This window comes from Prevotella sp. oral taxon 299 str. F0039, assembly GCF_000163055.2.
Taxonomy (GTDB): domain Bacteria; phylum Bacteroidota; class Bacteroidia; order Bacteroidales; family Bacteroidaceae; genus Prevotella.
In genome coordinates this window covers 1,063,186-1,080,410 of the sequence record NC_022111.1, presented here as the reverse complement: position 1 = coordinate 1,080,410, position 17,225 = coordinate 1,063,186, and the positions used below count along the sequence as shown (strand labels likewise).

11 protein-coding genes and 1 pseudogene are annotated in these 17,225 nt (G+C 41.7%); 8 read left to right on the top strand and 4 right to left on the bottom strand.

Annotated features, from left to right (window positions below):
• Positions 1-188: 188 nt before the first annotated feature.
• The 3 genes from HMPREF0669_RS07320 to HMPREF0669_RS07310 all read right to left on the bottom strand — a co-directional run bounded on the left by HMPREF0669_RS07320 (position 189) and on the right by HMPREF0669_RS07310 (position 3,891).
• Entirely contained in the window at positions 189-434 is a 246-nt protein-coding gene (locus tag HMPREF0669_RS07320) for a hypothetical protein (protein ID WP_044045667.1), read from the bottom strand.
• Between the two features lie 216 nt (positions 435-650).
• Entirely contained in the window at positions 651-2,801 is a 2,151-nt protein-coding gene (gene feoB / locus HMPREF0669_RS07315; protein ID WP_009228118.1) for a ferrous iron transport protein B, read from the bottom strand.
• 85 nt (positions 2,802-2,886) lie between these two features.
• Complete coding sequence (locus HMPREF0669_RS07310) at positions 2,887-3,891, bottom strand: metal-dependent transcriptional regulator (protein ID WP_009228119.1); 1,005 nt, start codon at positions 3,889-3,891, stop codon at positions 2,887-2,889.
• Between the two features lie 333 nt (positions 3,892-4,224).
• On the opposite strand from HMPREF0669_RS07310, the gene nrfH reads away from it, so the two are divergent.
• The 5 genes from nrfH to HMPREF0669_RS07285 all read left to right on the top strand — a co-directional run bounded on the left by nrfH (position 4,225) and on the right by HMPREF0669_RS07285 (position 10,225).
• Complete coding sequence (nrfH, locus tag HMPREF0669_RS07305) at positions 4,225-4,827, top strand: cytochrome c nitrite reductase small subunit (protein WP_009228120.1); 603 nt, start codon at positions 4,225-4,227, stop codon at positions 4,825-4,827.
• A gap of 117 nt (positions 4,828-4,944) precedes the next feature.
• A complete protein-coding gene (gene nrfA, locus HMPREF0669_RS07300) occupies positions 4,945-6,441 on the top strand; it encodes an ammonia-forming cytochrome c nitrite reductase (RefSeq protein WP_009228121.1) in 1,497 nt (498 codons plus the stop codon).
• A gap of 466 nt (positions 6,442-6,907) precedes the next feature.
• Positions 6,908-7,879, top strand: a complete 972-nt coding sequence (locus tag HMPREF0669_RS07295; RefSeq protein WP_009228122.1) for a cytochrome c biogenesis protein ResB — start codon at positions 6,908-6,910, stop codon at positions 7,877-7,879.
• Positions 7,876-8,748 (top strand): cytochrome c biogenesis protein CcsA, encoded by an 873-nt coding sequence (gene ccsA / locus HMPREF0669_RS07290; RefSeq protein WP_009228123.1) that lies wholly within the window; start codon positions 7,876-7,878, stop codon positions 8,746-8,748. The genes HMPREF0669_RS07295 and ccsA overlap by 4 nt, the downstream gene beginning before the upstream one ends.
• A gap of 196 nt (positions 8,749-8,944) precedes the next feature.
• Entirely contained in the window at positions 8,945-10,225 is a 1,281-nt protein-coding gene (locus HMPREF0669_RS07285; protein ID WP_009228124.1) for a hypothetical protein, read from the top strand.
• Positions 10,226-10,498: 273 nt separating this feature from the next.
• Here the strand turns inward: HMPREF0669_RS07285 and HMPREF0669_RS10115 are convergent.
• Positions 10,499-10,729 (bottom strand): annotated as a pseudogene (locus HMPREF0669_RS10115) (transposase); the annotation flags it as partial.
• A gap of 587 nt (positions 10,730-11,316) precedes the next feature.
• On the opposite strand from HMPREF0669_RS10115, the gene HMPREF0669_RS07280 reads away from it, so the two are divergent.
• The 3 genes from HMPREF0669_RS07280 (at position 11,317) to HMPREF0669_RS07270 (ending at position 17,110) form a co-directional block, all read left to right on the top strand.
• Positions 11,317-12,396, top strand: a complete 1,080-nt coding sequence (locus HMPREF0669_RS07280; RefSeq protein ID WP_009228125.1) for an efflux RND transporter periplasmic adaptor subunit — start codon at positions 11,317-11,319, stop codon at positions 12,394-12,396.
• A 117-nt stretch (positions 12,397-12,513) separates the two neighbouring features.
• Positions 12,514-15,702: an efflux RND transporter permease subunit gene (locus tag HMPREF0669_RS07275; protein WP_009228126.1), complete on the top strand. Its 3,189-nt coding sequence runs from the start codon at positions 12,514-12,516 to the stop codon at positions 15,700-15,702.
• Positions 15,686-17,110: a TolC family protein gene (locus HMPREF0669_RS07270; RefSeq protein WP_009228127.1), complete on the top strand. Its 1,425-nt coding sequence runs from the start codon at positions 15,686-15,688 to the stop codon at positions 17,108-17,110. Before HMPREF0669_RS07275 ends, HMPREF0669_RS07270 begins: the two co-directional genes overlap by 17 nt.
• The last annotated feature ends 115 nt before the right edge of the window (positions 17,111-17,225 follow it).

The window sequence follows — 17,225 nt, the reverse complement described above, 5'->3', positions numbered from 1 at the left end:
TTTATGTTTAATAGGTTAATAAAATGGTATGATAAAGAGCATGAATAAAAGAAAGGAAAATTCTCTTTTTCAGCTTAATAAGTAATAGTCTTTTTGCAAATATAGGTAAAAAAATAAATGCAGATATTGTTTTTATGCCTATTTAACGCAGGCACTTCTCATTTTGTTTTATGTCTTTACAGAAATACTCAAAACACATTCGAGCGAAAAAATAACGACATTTGGATGTATTCTTTCTTATTTCTTCTCCTTGTTCTATTCCATAAAAGCTCCGTAAAGATAGTTTTAAGAAGCTTTGAGCCCTTGTTTCCTTTCTTCGTGTCATCTCCTTGTTTTTCTAGGAACAGCCTTTTGCGTCCTAAAACCATTGCAATTGTGTTCCAAAAGCATTGCAATTGCACACCAATCTCACCGCTATTACGTACTAATTGCATTGAGTTTATTTTTCAATTTCTATATTCCTACGAAATCTTTGCTGTGCTTTCTTCAAAACGATGTGTCCCTTCTTCTCCCTGTCTACATCGTTTCAACGCCTTAGAAAGAGTTTAATGAGCTATATTATTGATGTGTTGTGATAAAAGACTATACATAAAAAGCTCCCTAACGACTTGAAATCATTAGAGAGCAATATGTTTATATGTTGTAACTTTCTATGCCACCAAACGCCAAATAAAGGCGATGAGCATCGTAACGATGATACCTAAGGAGAGCGGAAGCAAGGTTGCAAGAGCCGTCCACTTCACACTTCTCGTCTCTTTGTATATCGTATAAATCGTTGTACTACATGGGTGATGCAACAAACAGAACACCATCACGCACACAGCAGTAAGCAAGTTCCAACCACCTTTCAATAAAATCATTTTCGTTTGCTCGTCTGTTCCTTCCATTAACACGCCCGATGAGGCGAAATCTGCAGGGCCTAACACCAGCATAGTGAGCATTAATATCGTTGGGATCACAATCTCATTGGCAGGAATAGCTAAGATATAAGCCAAAAGAATAACGCCATTTAAGCCCATTAGCCACCCTGGAGCGTCTAAAAACGATATCAAGTGCTGAGCAATACTAACGTCGCCCACAGTGATATTACAGCATAACCAAATCAAAGCACCTGCTGGAGCGGCGAAAATAAGAGCACGCCAAAGCACAATGAGTGTGCGATCTATGACCGAGGTGTAGAGCGTTTGCCAGAATTGAGGTGGACGATAAGGAGGCAATTCGAGGTGAAATGTCGATACTTCGCCACGCAACACCGTTCTAGAAAGCACCCACGAGCTACCAAACATAAAGCCTACTCCCGCCAAAACAACCGCCATCACCGCCAAAAGAGCCACCACATTACTATATTGCGAAGGCACTGCTGCACCTATAAAGAGTGTTGCAAGGAGGATTTGAGTGGGCCAACGACCATTGCAAAGCGAAAAGTTATTGGTGATAATTGCAATGAGTCGCTCTCTACTACTGTCGATAATACGAGTAGAAACCACGCCTGCTGCATTACAACCAAAGCCCATACTCATTGTAAGAGCCTGCTTTCCGTGCGCTCCCGAACGACGAAATAGCTCGTCAAGGTTAAACGCAACACGTGGAAGATAGCCGAAATCCTCTAGTAAAGTGAATAGAGGAAAGAAGATAGCCATCGGTGGAAGCATCACAGACACAACCCAAGCCGTAGCCAAATACACGCCATCTACCATTAAACCCGTGAGCCATTCAGGCGAATGCATCGCCATAAACAACTCTCTAAGATGTGGATGTGCAAAGCCAACCAATATCTCATTGATCCAAGTAGAAGGGTAGTTAGAACCTATTATCGTGAGCCAAAAAACACAACAGAGTAGTGCCACCATGATAGGAAAGCCCCAAATACGGTGCGTTAGAATGCGGTCGAGCTTGATATCTAATGGAAGTCTACCTCGTTCGTTACCTTGTTGCACCACTTCTCGGCATATTTCTTCTGCTTGTGCATAGATATCTTCCATCCATTGGTCGTGAAAGTTATTGCCAATTTGCAAGTGAATGCGTTCTGCAAGGGCGTTTAATTCAGCGTTACTAAAGCGTTCTTGCACGCTTGCATCGCTTTCAATTAGTCTAAAAGCAATCCATTCGGCATTGTGAATGTCAGGAAACGTCTCCTTTATCTTATCCGATAATTCTTGAATAAGGGCGCTTGTTTGAGCAGGAAGATGGATGCTTCGATGAGGTTTGCACACATATTCGCCCTTAGCCACAGCCCTTGTCATTGCCAAAAGCTGGTCTATTCCTTGTCCAGAACGTGCCGATGCTCCCACAACAGGAATACCTAAACGACGAGAAAGTGCATTGAGATTCACCTCAATCTTGTTTCTTTTTGCCTCGTCTAACAAGTTTACGCACAGAACGGCTTTGTTAGTGATTTGCAACACCTGCAAAATCATGTTCATATTGCGCTCTAATCGGGTTGCATCTGCCACCATCACGGTTACATCAGGATTGCCAAAGAGAATAAAGTCACGTGCAATTTCTTCGTCTTCACTCGTAGATGACAACGAATAAGTGCCAGGAAGGTCCACAATTCGATAGGCATCATCTTGATAAACAAAGAACCCTTCTGCCTTACCTACAGTTTTTCCAGGCCAGTTTCCTGTGTGTTGTTTCAAGCCAGTAAGACTATTAAACACCGTACTTTTACCCGTATTGGGGTTGCCTGCCAGTGCAATTACATATTTAGATTGTATTCCTTGTGCTCCTTTTCGCTGCAAAGTGTGCAGGTTTGCTTGTGCGCAATTGGCGCAAGGACTATTGTTTGTTATTTTGTTCATGGATGAAATTCTTTAGAGTTGTAATTCTTTCGTAAGCTGAGAAATGAGTTGAGGCGATAGAAAAACAGAGCCGTTGAGGCATGTTCTATTGCACATCGTTGGCCACCTTTCTTACGTTTTGAATCAAAATGTATTGTGCTTGGTCGTGTCGAAGGGCAATTGCTGTGCCTCTAACCACGTAAGCTATAGGATTTCTCATCGGACTTTCCATGTCAATAGCAATTCTACTGCCTTTCACAAAGCCCAAATCCATGAGCCTACGGCGCAGTGCTCCACGACAAGAAGGCGACAAACCCACAATGGTTGCTTGCTCGTTTGCCTCAATAGTTGTTAGGCGTTGTGCCCTTGTCTCAGGCATACTCTCGGCTTCTTCCTTCGTTACTTCCACCCTGTTCATCGCCTCTAGTGCAACAAGAGGTAGGCACATCTGCTCGCCTTCGTATCTAAACGAGAACGAGGTGCTGTTGATTTCGGTGATATAAATCATTGAGTCTTTGGTTAAACCCAAATCTGCAATCTGCTTAAACAGCTTATTATTGTCATCCTCTACATGCGTAATGCGCCACCAGGTGTGCTCTTTCAAGGGCAATTCGCAAGTATCGTTAGGCATCATTGCGAGCGATTGAGTGGGAATGGGGTCGCCATGGGGGTCGAAAAGAGGGTTACCTAAAAGAGAGGCAATGCGACTTTGTTCCTCATCTGATATGACATGCTCCATACGATTAGCCCTTTGGTGCCATTCTGTGGGTGCATATCCAGAGTGTTCAGCAAGATATTGCTCGTAAATGCGGTGCGCTCTAATCAGTTTAAGAGCGTGTTGTTCGCCCTTTTCAGTAAGCTCTAATTGCTCATTTGCTGTAATCTCTTTTGTTAAAACAATAGCCCCTATTGCCTTTTCCAGTTCGTCTTGAGTAACGTTCAACAGCTTTTTCTGCTTAAAAGCATCTGCAAACGAAATTGAACCGCCAAGGTTATAAAGTTGTTTAATAAAATCTTCTTGTAGTTCTTTCTGTCTTTTCTGTGCGTGTTCGTTCAACGAATAGTTTTTGAAAGGCAGTAAAGTAACAAGTTTTGTTATATATTTGTTCATCTGTTTTGTTTACTGTTATAATGCAAAGGTACAAATAATATATATAGTGCTTTTATCTAATGAAATATTTTTTATTAGCAGGGTGTAAATAAAAGCATTGCTTTTGTCTTGTAATAGCAGTGTTATTGAGGTGTAAAAGCATTGCAATTGATTGATAATTAGATAGATATTGCGAAAAGGTAATATATAATTGTGTTTCAATGGCTTTGATAAAGCGAGTTAATAACGAATCATTTACACGTTATCCTCATAAATGAGGAAAAAAATATCCATTTTTTATACAACTTTAAAAATAATATATTATATTTGCGCTATAAACATATAAATTAGCCTATGGATATACGTAAGCTGATAAAAGTGAATACTTTATTTACCTATCGCCAAAAGATTATTGCATTGGTAATGAGTGGTACTATTGTAGGATTAGCCCTCGTTTTTGCTTATTATTTGCGTTTGCATACCTATTTAATAAGTGACGACCCTGGAGCTTGTGTCAATTGCCACATCATGGCACCTTATTATGCAACATGGTCGCATTCTTCTCATGGTAGAAATGCAACATGTAATGATTGTCATGTGCCACATCAAAACATCGCAATGAAATATTTTTTCAAAGGAAAAGACGGAATGAAGCATGTTGCTTACTTTGTAACTAATTCTGAACGTCAAGCCATTAGAGCTGAAGAAGCATCTTCAGAAGTGATAATGGACAATTGCATTAGATGTCACTCGCAGTTAAATCAAGAAGCAGTTAAAACGGGTCGAATTGATTATATGGCTGCTAAACGAGGCGAAGGAATGGCTTGTTGGGATTGTCATCGTGATGTTCCACATGGCGGAATGAACTCTCTTACCAAGACACCAAATGCAGAAACACAGGTACCAATGCCGCCAAATCCTGTTCCAGAGTGGTTACAAAAAGCCTTAAAGCGATAAACCTAAAGTTTAAGTAATAACTAAATAGAAACGAATAAAAATGTATATTCGTTTAATTTAAAAAGAAAATAAAGCGAACAATCATTATAATAACTTGAAATCTAAAACTAAAAGAATATGGCAAAGCAATTGAAGAAATGGAAAGGATGGATGCTTTTTGGTGGTTCCATGCTAGTTGTATTTGTGTTAGGACTTATCTGTTTCTCTCTATTAGAGCGCAGAGCAGAGGTTGCAAGCATTTTTAATAATCGCCGAGTAGCGATGACAGACTCTATAGTTTCACAGAATGAGAAGTTCAAAGAGGACTTTCCTATGGAGTATGAAACATGGGCAATGACCGAAGATACAACGTTTCAAAGTAAGTATAACGGCTCACAAGAGAGAGATATCCTAGAGGCTTATCCCGATATTGTAATTATTTGGGCTGGCTATGCTTTCTCAAAACAATACAATACTCCACGTGGTCACCGCCATGCTCTTGAAGATATGCGTAAGATTTTGCGTACTGGTAACCCAGGAGTAGATAATGATACCGACATACAACCAGGTACTTGTTGGACTTGTAAGGGTCCTGATGTGCCACGTTTAATGCGTGAAAAGGGTGTAGCAGCATTCTATGGAGCTAAATGGAGCGAGTGGGGAGATGAGAATATGAACACTGTTGGATGCTCTGATTGTCACGATGCACGCACAATGGAATTGAAACCAGCTCGTCCTGCCTTATATGAAGCATGGCAAAGAGCAGGTAAAGACGTTAAAAAAGCAGGTCATCAAGAAATGAGATCGCTTGTTTGTGCACAATGTCATACCGAATATTACTTTGAAAAAGAGAACCATCAGTATCTTAAGTTCCCACAAGATAAGGGCTTAACATGCGAAGATGCTGAAGCATATTACGATAGTATTGGATTCTACGATTATATTCATCCATTGTCAAAGGCTAAGATTTTGAAGGCTCAACACCCAGGATATGATCTGTTTAAACAAGGTATTCACGGACAAAGAGGTGTGAGTTGTGCAGACTGTCACATGCCTTATATGCAAAAAGGTGGTATTAAATTCACCGATCACCATGTGCAAAGTCCTCTTGCAAAGATTGATAGAACATGTCAAACATGTCACAGACAAGATGCAGAAGTACTTCGTCAGAACGTTTATGAGCGTCAAAAGAAAGTGTACGACTTCGCTGTTAAGGTGAATAAAGAACTTGCAACCACCCATTTAGAAGCTGAATTTGCTTGGAAGAAGGGTGCAACAGAAAGCGAAATGGCTACTGCTCTAAACGATATTCGCAAGAGTCAATGGCGTTGGGACTATTCTTTAGCAAGTCATGGTGCTGCTTTCCATGCTCCACAAGAGGTGATGCGACTCCTTGCAGAATCAATGTCGTATGCTAAGAGTGCACGAATTGAAATAGCAAGAGTACTTGCTAAGCATGGATTCACAGGTCAAGTGCCTCTCCCAGACATCTCAACTAAGGCAAAAGCACAAGCTTATATCGGTTTAGATATGAAAGCATTGAAACAAAAGAAAGCTAAGTTCCTCGACACCATCGTTCCAAAATGGATCGAGAGAGCTAAGCAAAAGAAAAGATTTATCTCTCAACCTGTTTAATAACAGCATATCTGTTGCACCCAAGAACTCATCCATTGCCCCTCAACGGCACACGTTCTTGTTGCAATAGACAACAAAAGAAGATAAGAAACAACAATAGTATAGAACTCAATAACATAGATAGTTAACAATGATAGATGTCAGATTGCTTTTCAAACTCGATGTATAGTAGCCACAAGAAAGGTGGTGTTCATTTGAAAGCAGTTTGACATTTATTTTATATTGTGTTCTCAAGAGCTAATAAAAAGAAAATACGAGTAGAACAAAGAATCTTTTGATGGAAAATAAAAGCAGTGCTATTGCTCTGTAATACCATTGCTTTTAGCATGCAATGGCAATGCAATTAGGTATTAAAAGCAATGCAATTGAAACCCCACCTCAAAAGCCTTTGAAAATAATGGCAGTTTGCCTTGAAGGCATCAGAGCCGAAACTACTCTTAAATATTAAAATAATAACGAAAAAATAATGTGGCAAAAACCTTGGAATTTGCGTGAAGGAATCGCTATTGGGTGCGGACTTCTTGTGATAGGAGCAATACTTCAGTTCATCACAGGGGGAATACTTTGGCAGCTTTTCGCCTTCCCAGCTAATGCGCTTGCATTGCTTATTTATCTTTTACTGATAGGAACAGCCTATTGGATGCGTGAGAAAGTCTACTTCATTCGATATCTCATGAGCACCAAGTCGGCAGCTTCTTCCATTCTTTTCGTGTTGGTTCTCACCTTTATAATGGGCTTAACACGTCAAGTTCCTAGTGGAAATAAAGCCGTAGACCCCATCGGTTTAACCAATATGTTGTCGTTTTGGCCCTTCGTTCTCGTCTATTTATGGATGACAACCACCATTGGTTTGGCTACACTTCAACGCCTTGTGCATTTCAAAAAACAACGCTTTGCCAGCGTAATATCGCACCTCGGACTCTTTATTGTTGTCGTTTGCGGAACCTTAGGCTCTGCAGATATCCAAAAACTAAAGATGTATTGTCTTCCAGGACAAGCCGAATGGCGTGCAATGGACGAACATGGACGTCTTAAAGACTTGTCTCTTGCCATCGAACTCCATCGTTTTATCCTCGAAAAATATCCTGCCGAGCTACAAAAAGTGCGTGCCGACAAGGGTCAGACAACGATGATGAAGATTCCAACTCCAAAAAGATATGCCAGCGAAGTGGAAATTTATACCGAAGAAGGAGATTATTATAAAACCATGATCGAGGTGAACAAACCCTTCTCAGTTAATGGTTGGAAGATCTATCAGTTTAGCTATGACGAACGTTTTGGAAAGAATAACACCGTTAGTATCTTTGAGTTGGTAACCGACCCATGGCTCCCCTATGTTTATATTGGCATCGGAATGATGCTTTTAGGTGCTTTACTTATGTTCCTTAAGTTTGGAAAAGAGACCATAAAAGATAGAAAGGAGAACGATTATTTATGATTTGGGACTATTTTATATACTTCGCTTTAGCGGCTGCTTTGTTATGGATTGCGGGCGCATATCTTGCTTGGCGCAATCGTTTAACACCATCGGTAATAGCAACAAGCATTGGTCTTGTAGTGTTCTTTGCCTACATTTTGATGATGTGGATAACGCTCGAACGACCTCCAATGCGTACAATGGGAGAGACACGACTATGGTATTCGTTCTTTCTTCCATTGATAGGAATCTTTGTTTATAGTCGTTGTAAATACCATTGGATTCTCTCTTTTTCTACAATTCTTGCGCTTGTGTTCATCGGAGTGAACCTCTTTAAGCCCGAAATACACACCAAAGCCATGATGCCAGCATTGCAAAGTCCTTGGTTTGCGCCTCATGTTATAGTGTATATGTTTGCTTATGCACTCTTTGGAGCATCTACTCTCATGGCACTTTACATTCTTTTTAAGGCGCATCGGCATTATAAAGAAGTGCAAGTGGTTAGTAGTTCTAATGCAGAAACAACTCCTTTGAATCCTGAAAATGCAGAAACGCCCTGCAATCGCTTTGATGCTTCTGTAGAGTTTGGCATCATCGATGGAATGGTTTGCGTGGGTTGGGCTTTCTTAACCATAGGAATGCTCTTCGGATCGCTATGGGCAAAGGATGCATGGGGACACTATTGGGCATGGGATCCCAAAGAAACTTGGGCAGCAATAACATGGTTTGCCTATCTACTTTACATGCACTATCGCCTCATTCCTACACATAATAGGAAGTATTCGCTTTACATTCTTATCGTAGGATTCTTGCTGTTACAAATGTGTTGGTGGGGAATTAACTACCTTCCATCGGCTCAAGGCACCAGTATTCACACCTATAATAGTTAGAAACACAATACAGAAACCAATAAACATAAATAATACTCTAATCTATTTTCTCACCCCTTGTCTGGTAATAAGATAGGGGGTGCCTTGTTTTTGTAAGTTAGATAGGGCGCAAAACAAAAATCAGAGTACATCAATAGTCATTTTGATAGAAAACATTAACTTTGTAGTGGTGATAACGAAGAACCCCATTTACAAGATGAAGATAAACGAAATATCGAGCGAAACAGTTGCTTTTATAGCGCAAAACCTAAAGAGTGACGTACAAACATTGGCATTGAAAGGTGGTAAAACAAAAGGCGTTGACATGCCTTTTGCCCTTAGTCAGATAAAAGGACACCAAACATCGTGCGTCAAATTGCCTCTTTGGGCAGCTACAAAAGGCGTTATTTTCCCCGTAACACTATCGCTCGAGCAATGCTCTTCGCAACAAACAGCAGAGTATAAGGCGCAACTTCTTAATCGTTTGTCAAAGGAGTTGAAAGTAGGAAAAAAGCCCATTTCACCGCAAAAAGAGGGTGAAAAAGAAGCGAAAGAATTAACTTTAGTCGACTTAACGGGTGGTTTCGGGGTCGATTTCACGCTCATGGCAAAGCAAGTAGACAGCTCTTGCTATGTAGAACAGCAACAAACCTTGTGCGACATAGCAGAAAACAACCTTCCATTACTTGGAGTTCGCAACTTTAAAGTGATGTGTTGCGATGGCGAAAAGTATCTAAACGACATGAACGGCACGTCTTTCATCTTCTTAGACCCTGCTCGTCGTGATGCAAGTGGGGCAAAAACGGTAGAAATAGAGCATTGTACACCCAACGTTTTGGCATTAAAAGAAAACCTATTGCAAAAATGTTGTGTGGCTATTGTGAAGCTTTCACCCATGTTAGACTGGCATAAAGCACTGAAAAGTTTGAACGAAGATACCCCGATAGTGAGCGAAATACACATTGTTTCGGTGCAAAACGAGTGCAAAGAACTGCTCTTTGTGTTGCAAAATAATGCCCCCAAACAACCCCAAATATATTGTGTTAACGACCAGCAGGTGATGAGTTATGAGCCAAGTGAAAACGAAGTGGCTTTGCAAACCATATCTTCTGAAGTAGAAGAGCATAGCGAAATGCTCCAAAATCAATATCTCTACGAACCCAACGCTTCGCAAATGAAGGCAGGTTGCTTTGCTTTTTTGTCGCAACAATATGGTGTTAAGGCACTTTCTGCAAATAGTCATCTCTTCGTTTCACCCCATTTCATCGATAATTGGAATGGTCGAAAGTTTAAAATTCAAGCCGTGTCTAGTTTGAATAAAAAAGAATTGAAAACCAACTTTGCGGCCTTTACACATGCCAACGTTGCCGTTCGCAACTTTCCACTAAGTGCCAACGAGCTAAGAAAGCGTTTGAAACTGAAAGAAGGCGGTTCGTTTCTGTTTGGAACAACGCTCGGTTGCAACACGCATATCTTGTTGATGTGTAACAAAGAATAAACGAAAAATTAGCTATCTCATCGGTCTTTTCTTCTCATATCAAAGCTCTTCAAACATTGTTATATTACCAATGTTTTGCACCCTTATTTTTATTGCTTTGCAAACTCAATGCAATTACCAGCCAAAAGCATCGACTTTGCACCCTAAAAGCAATGCTATTGCCAACCAATAACAATGCCTTTGTTGTGTAGGAAGAAAGCACCTCTCTTCAATTGTATTTCTTTCATACCATAAAGGTACAAAAATATTTAAGAAAACGTGAGTTCGACGAATTCAGAACAAAGCAAGTTGTGTGTCAAAGTTCCTTTGTACATTGATGCGCGGCTTCTTTGGAAACAGACAATAGGCAGCAATAGCCCCTAATAAGTTGACGATGAAATTGTCAAAGCATCTATGTCTGGAGTGTTCCACTTGGACAATGTTTTTAAGTTCATCATTCACCGTTTCTACAATAGCTCTTTTTCTGAGTAATAGTCTGTCAGAAACGTTCATCAAAGCCCCCTTTCTATCGTGAGTAGGGACGATACCGACAATGTATTCGGCAGAGAAATCAACTGAGATGATGCCATATAAGCAATGATAACGTTTTATAGAAACAAACTTTTTGTCTCGTTCTTAAATACAAAGATAAATGAAAAATGTCATAACTTATTTACAAAATCCTGTATTATTTTTGTAAAAAAGCAAACAAATCATCTTGTTCTCTCAAAGGAGTTATAGGGATGCTTCTGTTGTATGATGCCACACATTGTGTTTTATTTCAGCACACTGAAAGCCAAAGGATAACCCACGCCAAATCCAAAGACAAGGGGAGTAAAGTTGGATTAAAAAACACAATAAGTGAGATGCGCTCACAATTCCTATGATTTTGTAGCGTAATTTGGGGCAAAACGCACGACGAAATAAGTCAGATTGCGAGATGATTAACCGTACTTTACATGATATGAAAATAGAGTTAAAGAAGCAGTTAATTCCTATCTATTAAATCTTTTTAATCATAGATTTACGGCAACCTACTTAAAAAATCTATAAATTTGTACCTTATTCTTGAATCATTAGTAAAAGATAATCGGATAACCCATTAGTTAGGTATGAAGAAAGAGATGCTGTTGATGGCTATCATCACGTTGATTGTAGTCACAGGATGCCGCAAAAACAAGGAAAAAAGCGACCAAACGGTCTATGCAGTAACGTCTCCTTGGGTAACCAATACACAAGTTTCAAAAGACTATGTGGCCAATATTGAATCGCGAAAAAACATAGAAGTATGCGCACAGCAGGAGGGAATTCTGCAGCAAGTCTATGTCACAGAAGGGCAACAGGTGCGAGCCGGTCAGCCTCTTTTCCGCATTTCGATTGTTGGAGCGCAACAGAATGTGGCGCGGACAAAGGCAGAAGCCGAGCAAGCACGCATTGAACTGCAAAACACAACAACGCTAACGAGGGGGCAAATTGTTTCGCCCAATGCACAGAAAATGGCTAAAGCGAAGCTCAATGCAGCCTTGGCAGATTATAAATTGGCACAGATTCAAGCACGGTTATGCTTAATCAGCGCCCCATTTACAGGCGTTATAGGGAATCTTCCGAAAAAGATTGGAAGCTTAGTGCAGGGAGGTGACTTGCTCACTACACTATCCGACAACTCGTCACTCAACGTATATTTCAACATCTCTGAACCCGAATATATAGACTATCAGCAACATTCTGCCGAGCGAAACAAACTTCCTTTGACGCTGATTCTTGCCAATGGAAGTGCCTTCTCAGCTAAAGGCTACATCCAAAATATAGCTGGTGAGTTTGACAGTAGCTCTGGAAATATTGCTCTTCGTGCTCGCTTTGCCAATCCGAAAGGCTTGCTTCGCAATGGTGAAACAGGCACAGTGCGCATCAATATGCCTTTACACAATGTGTTGGTAATCCCACAACAGGCCACGTATGAAGAGGAAGACCGCCGTTATGTGTTTGTTGTTGATGGCGCAGGCTATGCACATTCACGTGAGATTAAAGTGGCTTTTGAACAACCAGAGGTGTTTATTATCGCCGAAGGAGTAACTGCCAACGACAAGATTCTATTGAGTGGAGTGCAGAAAGTGCATGATGGTCAACACGTAAAGACGCATTATTACACACCAAGTGAAGCCATGAAGCGTGTTCAACTGAATGCCGACTAAGGCTTTCAGGTGGCTTTTCATCACACTTTACAACAGAAAAAGGTTCTCACACCATATTATTTCATGATGAGAACAACCATTTATAAGAAGAAAAAAAGACGCTAATAAACAGTCAATATGTTTCAAAAGTTTATTCGAAGACCAGTACTTGCCATCGTTGTTTCATTGGTAATCGTCTTCATTGGCATTCTTTCGCTGTTCAATTTACCCATTACTCAGTTCCCATCTATATCCCCTCCAAAGGTTAATGTGGTAGCCGATTATCCGGGAGCCAACAATGAACTGATGATTAAGTCAGTGCTTATTCCTCTTGAACAGGCACTGAATGGTGTGCCGGGAATGAAGTATATTGAGTCGGATGCAGGCAATGACGGCGAAGGAGAGATAAATATTGTCTTCAAACTTGGTACAGATCCCAACGTCGATGCTATCAATGTGCAAAACCGAGTGTCGGCAGCGACCAACAAACTACCGCCAGCTGTTGTGCGCGAAGGTGTGAAAATATCTCGTGAGGAGCCTAATATCCTCATGTATATCAACCTATATAGCGATGATCCTAAAGTCGATCAGAACTTCCTTTTCAATTATGCGGACATCAATATCTCACCAGAACTCGCCCGCGTTGATGGCGTTGGAGATCTTGATATCCTTGGAACGAGGAGCTTTGCCATGCGTGTTTGGCTCAAACCTGATAAGCTTACAGCCTATGGTTTGTCTGCAACCGACATCACAGATGCCTTACAACAGCAGAGCATTGAAGCCTCTCCAGGCAAGCTTGGGGAAAGTTCGGGCAAGCATGCACAAAGCTTTGAGTATGTGTTGAAGTATCCGGGACGCTATACAACGCCTGAAGAGTATAGCAATATTGTCGTGAAATCAACTCCTGATGGGCAATTTATTAGACTCAAAGATGTAGCAGATGTGAGCCTCGGGAGTGAGGTTTATGACATATATTCTACGTTGAATAATCACCCATCCGCAGCCATAACACTGAAACAAGCCTATGGATCGAACGCGCGACAAGTTATCCAGAACGTCAAGAAAACAATGGCTCATCTTCAAAAAGACATGCCAAAGGGCATGCATTATGAGTTGAGTTACGACATCAGTAGATTCCTTGATGCCTCTATAGAAAAGGTAATTCACACGCTGTTTGAAGCCTTTATACTCGTTGGTTTCGTTGTATTCTTGTTCCTTGGAGACTGGCGTTCTGCCCTCATTCCATGCCTTGCAGTCCCTGTTTCGTTAATAGGTAGCTTCGCAGTCATGAATGCTTTCGGTATAACGCTTAACATGATATCGCTCTTTGCCTTAGTAATGGCGATTGGAATTGTGGTCGATGATGCCATTGTGGTAATCGAAGCGGTCAATGTAAAGATAGCCAAAGAGGGCTTAGAACCTTTGGAAGCCACGCAAAAGGCAATGAAAGAAATCAGTGGAGCCATAGTAGCCGTGACATTGGTTATGGCATCTGTATTCATACCTGTAGCCTTTATGGGTGGGCCAGAAGGCATGTTTTATCGGCAGTTTTCAATCACAATAGCTTCTGGTATCGTGCTTTCGGGCTTCACAGCCCTAACACTTACGCCCTCGCTTTGTGCGCTAATATTGACTCGAGAGCGTGATAACCACATCAAAAAGACGTGGATTAATCGTGTACTTGATAAGTTTAATGCGAGTTTTGACAAAGGAATCGGCGGCTATTGCAACGTGCTTCAACGCACTGTTTCGAGGAAGATTATCACGCTTCCGCTATTACTTTTGTTCTGCATTGGAGCCTTCTTTATCAACAATTCGTTACCTTCGGGCTTTATTCCTCAAGAAGATCAGGGCATGATTTACGCTGTAATTGAGACACCACCAGGTGCTACTATTGAGCGAACGAATAAGGTTGCACATCAACTTGCGAGTATAATTGCAAAGGAAGATGGCATAGAAAGTGTGTCTTCTTTGGCTGGATATGAGATCCTTTCTGAAGGAACCAGTGCCAACTCGGGTTCGTGTTTGATTAATCTTAAGCCTTGGAAGGAACGCAGTCGGACGGCAAAAGAGATTATCAATGACCTTGAAAACAAGTGCAAACAGATAACAGATGCCAACATAGAATTCTTCGAACCACCTTCTATTCCAGGCTATGGTGCGGCGTCAGGTTTCGAGCTTCGACTCCTTGATAAGACTGGAAGTAACGACTATCATGCTATGGAAAAGGTCAGCAAGAGCTTCGTTTCAGCTCTTAATAAGCGTCCAGAGATAGGCTCAGCCTTTACCTTTTACTCGGCCAGTTTCCCTCAATACATGCTTCGAGTAGATAATAATATCGCCGCACAAAAAGGCATTACACTTGGTACAGCCATGGATAATCTCTCCACATTGATTGGTTCTGACTACGAAACGGGCTTCGTTCGATTTGGTAAGCCCTATAAGGTCATCGTGCAAGCCGACCCAAAATATCGTGCTTTTCCACAAGACTTGATGCAGTTAAATGTTAAGAACAACCAAGGTGAAATGGTGCCTTATGCCGACTTTTTACACATGGAAAAGGTATATGGAATGAGTGAGATGACGCGTCATAATCTATATAATTCTGCTGAAGTTACAGGCTCAGCAGCAGCTGGATACAGTAGTGGTCAGGCCATCAAAGCTATCGAAGAGGTGGCTACTTCGACGCTACCTCACGGCTATGATTACGACTTTGCCGGCATCACTAAAGACGAAGTAGACCAAGGAAACCAAGCGTTGATCATCTTTATTGTATGTTTAACGTTCATCTATCTCATCCTTTCAGCACAATATGAGAACTTCCTTTTGCCACTTCCAATTATTACTTGTCTGCCCGCAGGCATCTGTGGAACGTTCATTTTCCTAAAACTCACGGGATTGGAAAACAACATCTACGCCCAAGTTGCTATGGTCATGCTGATTGGTTTGCTTGGAAAGAATGCCGTGTTAATGGTTGAATATGCCGTGCAACGCCACAATTTAGGCAGGAGTATACGTGCAGCGGCCATCGAAGGTGCGGCAGCTCGCTTCCGTCCTATACTCATGACATCGTTCGCTTTCATAGCCGGCTTGCTGCCGTTGGTATTTGCTCACGGTGCAGGGGCTATTGGAAACCGAACCATTGGCACGGCAGCTGCGGGTGGAATGCTATTCGGAACATGCTTCGGACTCATTCTTGTTCCAGGCTTATATTATATCTTTGGACGCATGGCCGACCATGTAAAGATGGTTCGTTACCAACGAAACAAGCCATTGACTGAAGAGAAAGACAAACGATATAAACTTGAAAATGATGAAAAGAAATAATATTTTCCTTCTTATTCTGCTTGCCATCGGAGTGTCATCTTGCAAGACGCCCCAAGCGACGCAAGTCAATAGCCGCACACGTTTGCAGCTACCCACGCAATATAATGGTGATACGCTGACGGCGAAGACTACGCCTACGTCATGGAAAATGTTTTTCACCGACCCACAACTCAAGGCACTTATCGACTCCGCTTTAGTCAATAATCAAGACTTAAAGATAACATTGCAGCAAATAGCTGTAGCAAAAAGTGGAATGATTGCAGCCAAAGGAGCCATGCTTCCATCGCTTTCCGTGGGGGCAGAAGTAGGAGTTAGCAAGGCCGGACGATACACAAGTGAGGGTGCCGGCAATGCTTCCACCGAGATGACTCCAGGAAAACTCATCCCCGATCCACTCATGAACTATCACCCGGGCTTTGCCTTTGACTGGGAACTCGACCTCTTTGGCAAGTTGAAGTCAAGCAAAAAAGCGGCTGTCGAGCGTTATTTGGCAACCCTAGAAGGCCAGAATGCCGTGCGCGCTTCACTGATTTCACAAGTCGCAAGCAATTATTATACCTTATTGGCTCTAGATAATAAGCTCACACTTATACGCAAATACATCGATCTTCAGCGTCAGGCGGAAAAGATAGCAGAGATACAAAAGGAGGCCGATAGCGACACAGAACTGGCTGTTGAGAAGTTCAAAGCAGAGCTTGCAAAGGCGCGTTCACAGGAGTTTGTATTGAAACAAGAGATTACTGAATGTGAAAATGCACTCAACTTACTGCTCGGTCGTTACCCAACGCCTATTCAACGAGATGCCAAACAGTTGTTGAATGAAGACGTGAAAATGGTCGTTATAGGACTTCCTTCCAATCTCCTGAGTCATCGACCCGATATCCGTCAGGCTGAACATGAACTCGCTGCAGCTCATTGGGACGTAGAAGCGGCGCGCAAAGCCTTCTTGCCTTCGGTAAACATTAGTGCCACTTTGGGACTTGAAGCCTTTAATCCTACCTACCTAACGCGTACGCCAAAGTCGCTCGCTTACAGTGTCGTGGGAGGACTAACTGCACCACTTATCAACCGAAAAGCTATCGAAGCTAACTTCCAACAGGCTGACGCCGCACAGCTACAAGCCTTATATGAATATGACAAAATACTGCTTACAGCCTATTCTGAGGTATGTACGCTGCTGTCAAAGCATAAGAATCTCGTCGCCTATTATGCGCTAAAAGAGGAAGAAGTGAAGACTTTGGAAAACTCGGTTGAGGTATCTCGTCAACTCTATATGAACGGACGAGCTACTTATCTCGATGTACTTGGGGCCGAACGCGATGCGCTTGATGCCCAAATGGAACTGCTTGAAACACGCCAACAGCAGCTTTCCTGTGTCGTAGACCTATATAGAAGTCTCGGAGAATAAGGCTCATCAGGCATAAAAGCAAATGATTTTTTTTGAATGATTTATTCGTAATCACTAATTTTCTCAGAGGCAAACATATTAAGACCTCTGCAAAACTCCTCCTATAATTTGTCTT

Excerpts from the sequence above, each read along its gene's own strand:
- HMPREF0669_RS07295 (WP_009228122.1), top strand. The coding sequence starts at position 6,908 with ATGTGGCAAAAACCTTGGAATTTGCGTGAAGGAATCGCTATTGGGTGC.
- HMPREF0669_RS07270 (WP_009228127.1), top strand. The coding sequence starts at position 15,686 with ATGATGAAAAGAAATAATATTTTCCTTCTTATTCTGCTTGCCATCGGA.
- HMPREF0669_RS07280 (WP_009228125.1), top strand. The coding sequence starts at position 11,317 with ATGAAGAAAGAGATGCTGTTGATGGCTATCATCACGTTGATTGTAGTC.
- HMPREF0669_RS07285 (WP_009228124.1), top strand. The coding sequence starts at position 8,945 with ATGAAGATAAACGAAATATCGAGCGAAACAGTTGCTTTTATAGCGCAA.
- feoB (WP_009228118.1), bottom strand. The coding sequence starts at position 2,801 with ATGAACAAAATAACAAACAATAGTCCTTGCGCCAATTGCGCACAAGCA.
- nrfH (WP_009228120.1), top strand. The coding sequence starts at position 4,225 with ATGGATATACGTAAGCTGATAAAAGTGAATACTTTATTTACCTATCGC.
- nrfA (WP_009228121.1), top strand. The coding sequence starts at position 4,945 with ATGGCAAAGCAATTGAAGAAATGGAAAGGATGGATGCTTTTTGGTGGT.
- HMPREF0669_RS07275 (WP_009228126.1), top strand. The coding sequence starts at position 12,514 with ATGTTTCAAAAGTTTATTCGAAGACCAGTACTTGCCATCGTTGTTTCA.
- HMPREF0669_RS07320 (WP_044045667.1), bottom strand. The coding sequence starts at position 434 with ATGCAATTAGTACGTAATAGCGGTGAGATTGGTGTGCAATTGCAATGC.
- HMPREF0669_RS07310 (WP_009228119.1), bottom strand. The coding sequence starts at position 3,891 with ATGAACAAATATATAACAAAACTTGTTACTTTACTGCCTTTCAAAAAC.
- ccsA (WP_009228123.1), top strand. The coding sequence starts at position 7,876 with ATGATTTGGGACTATTTTATATACTTCGCTTTAGCGGCTGCTTTGTTA.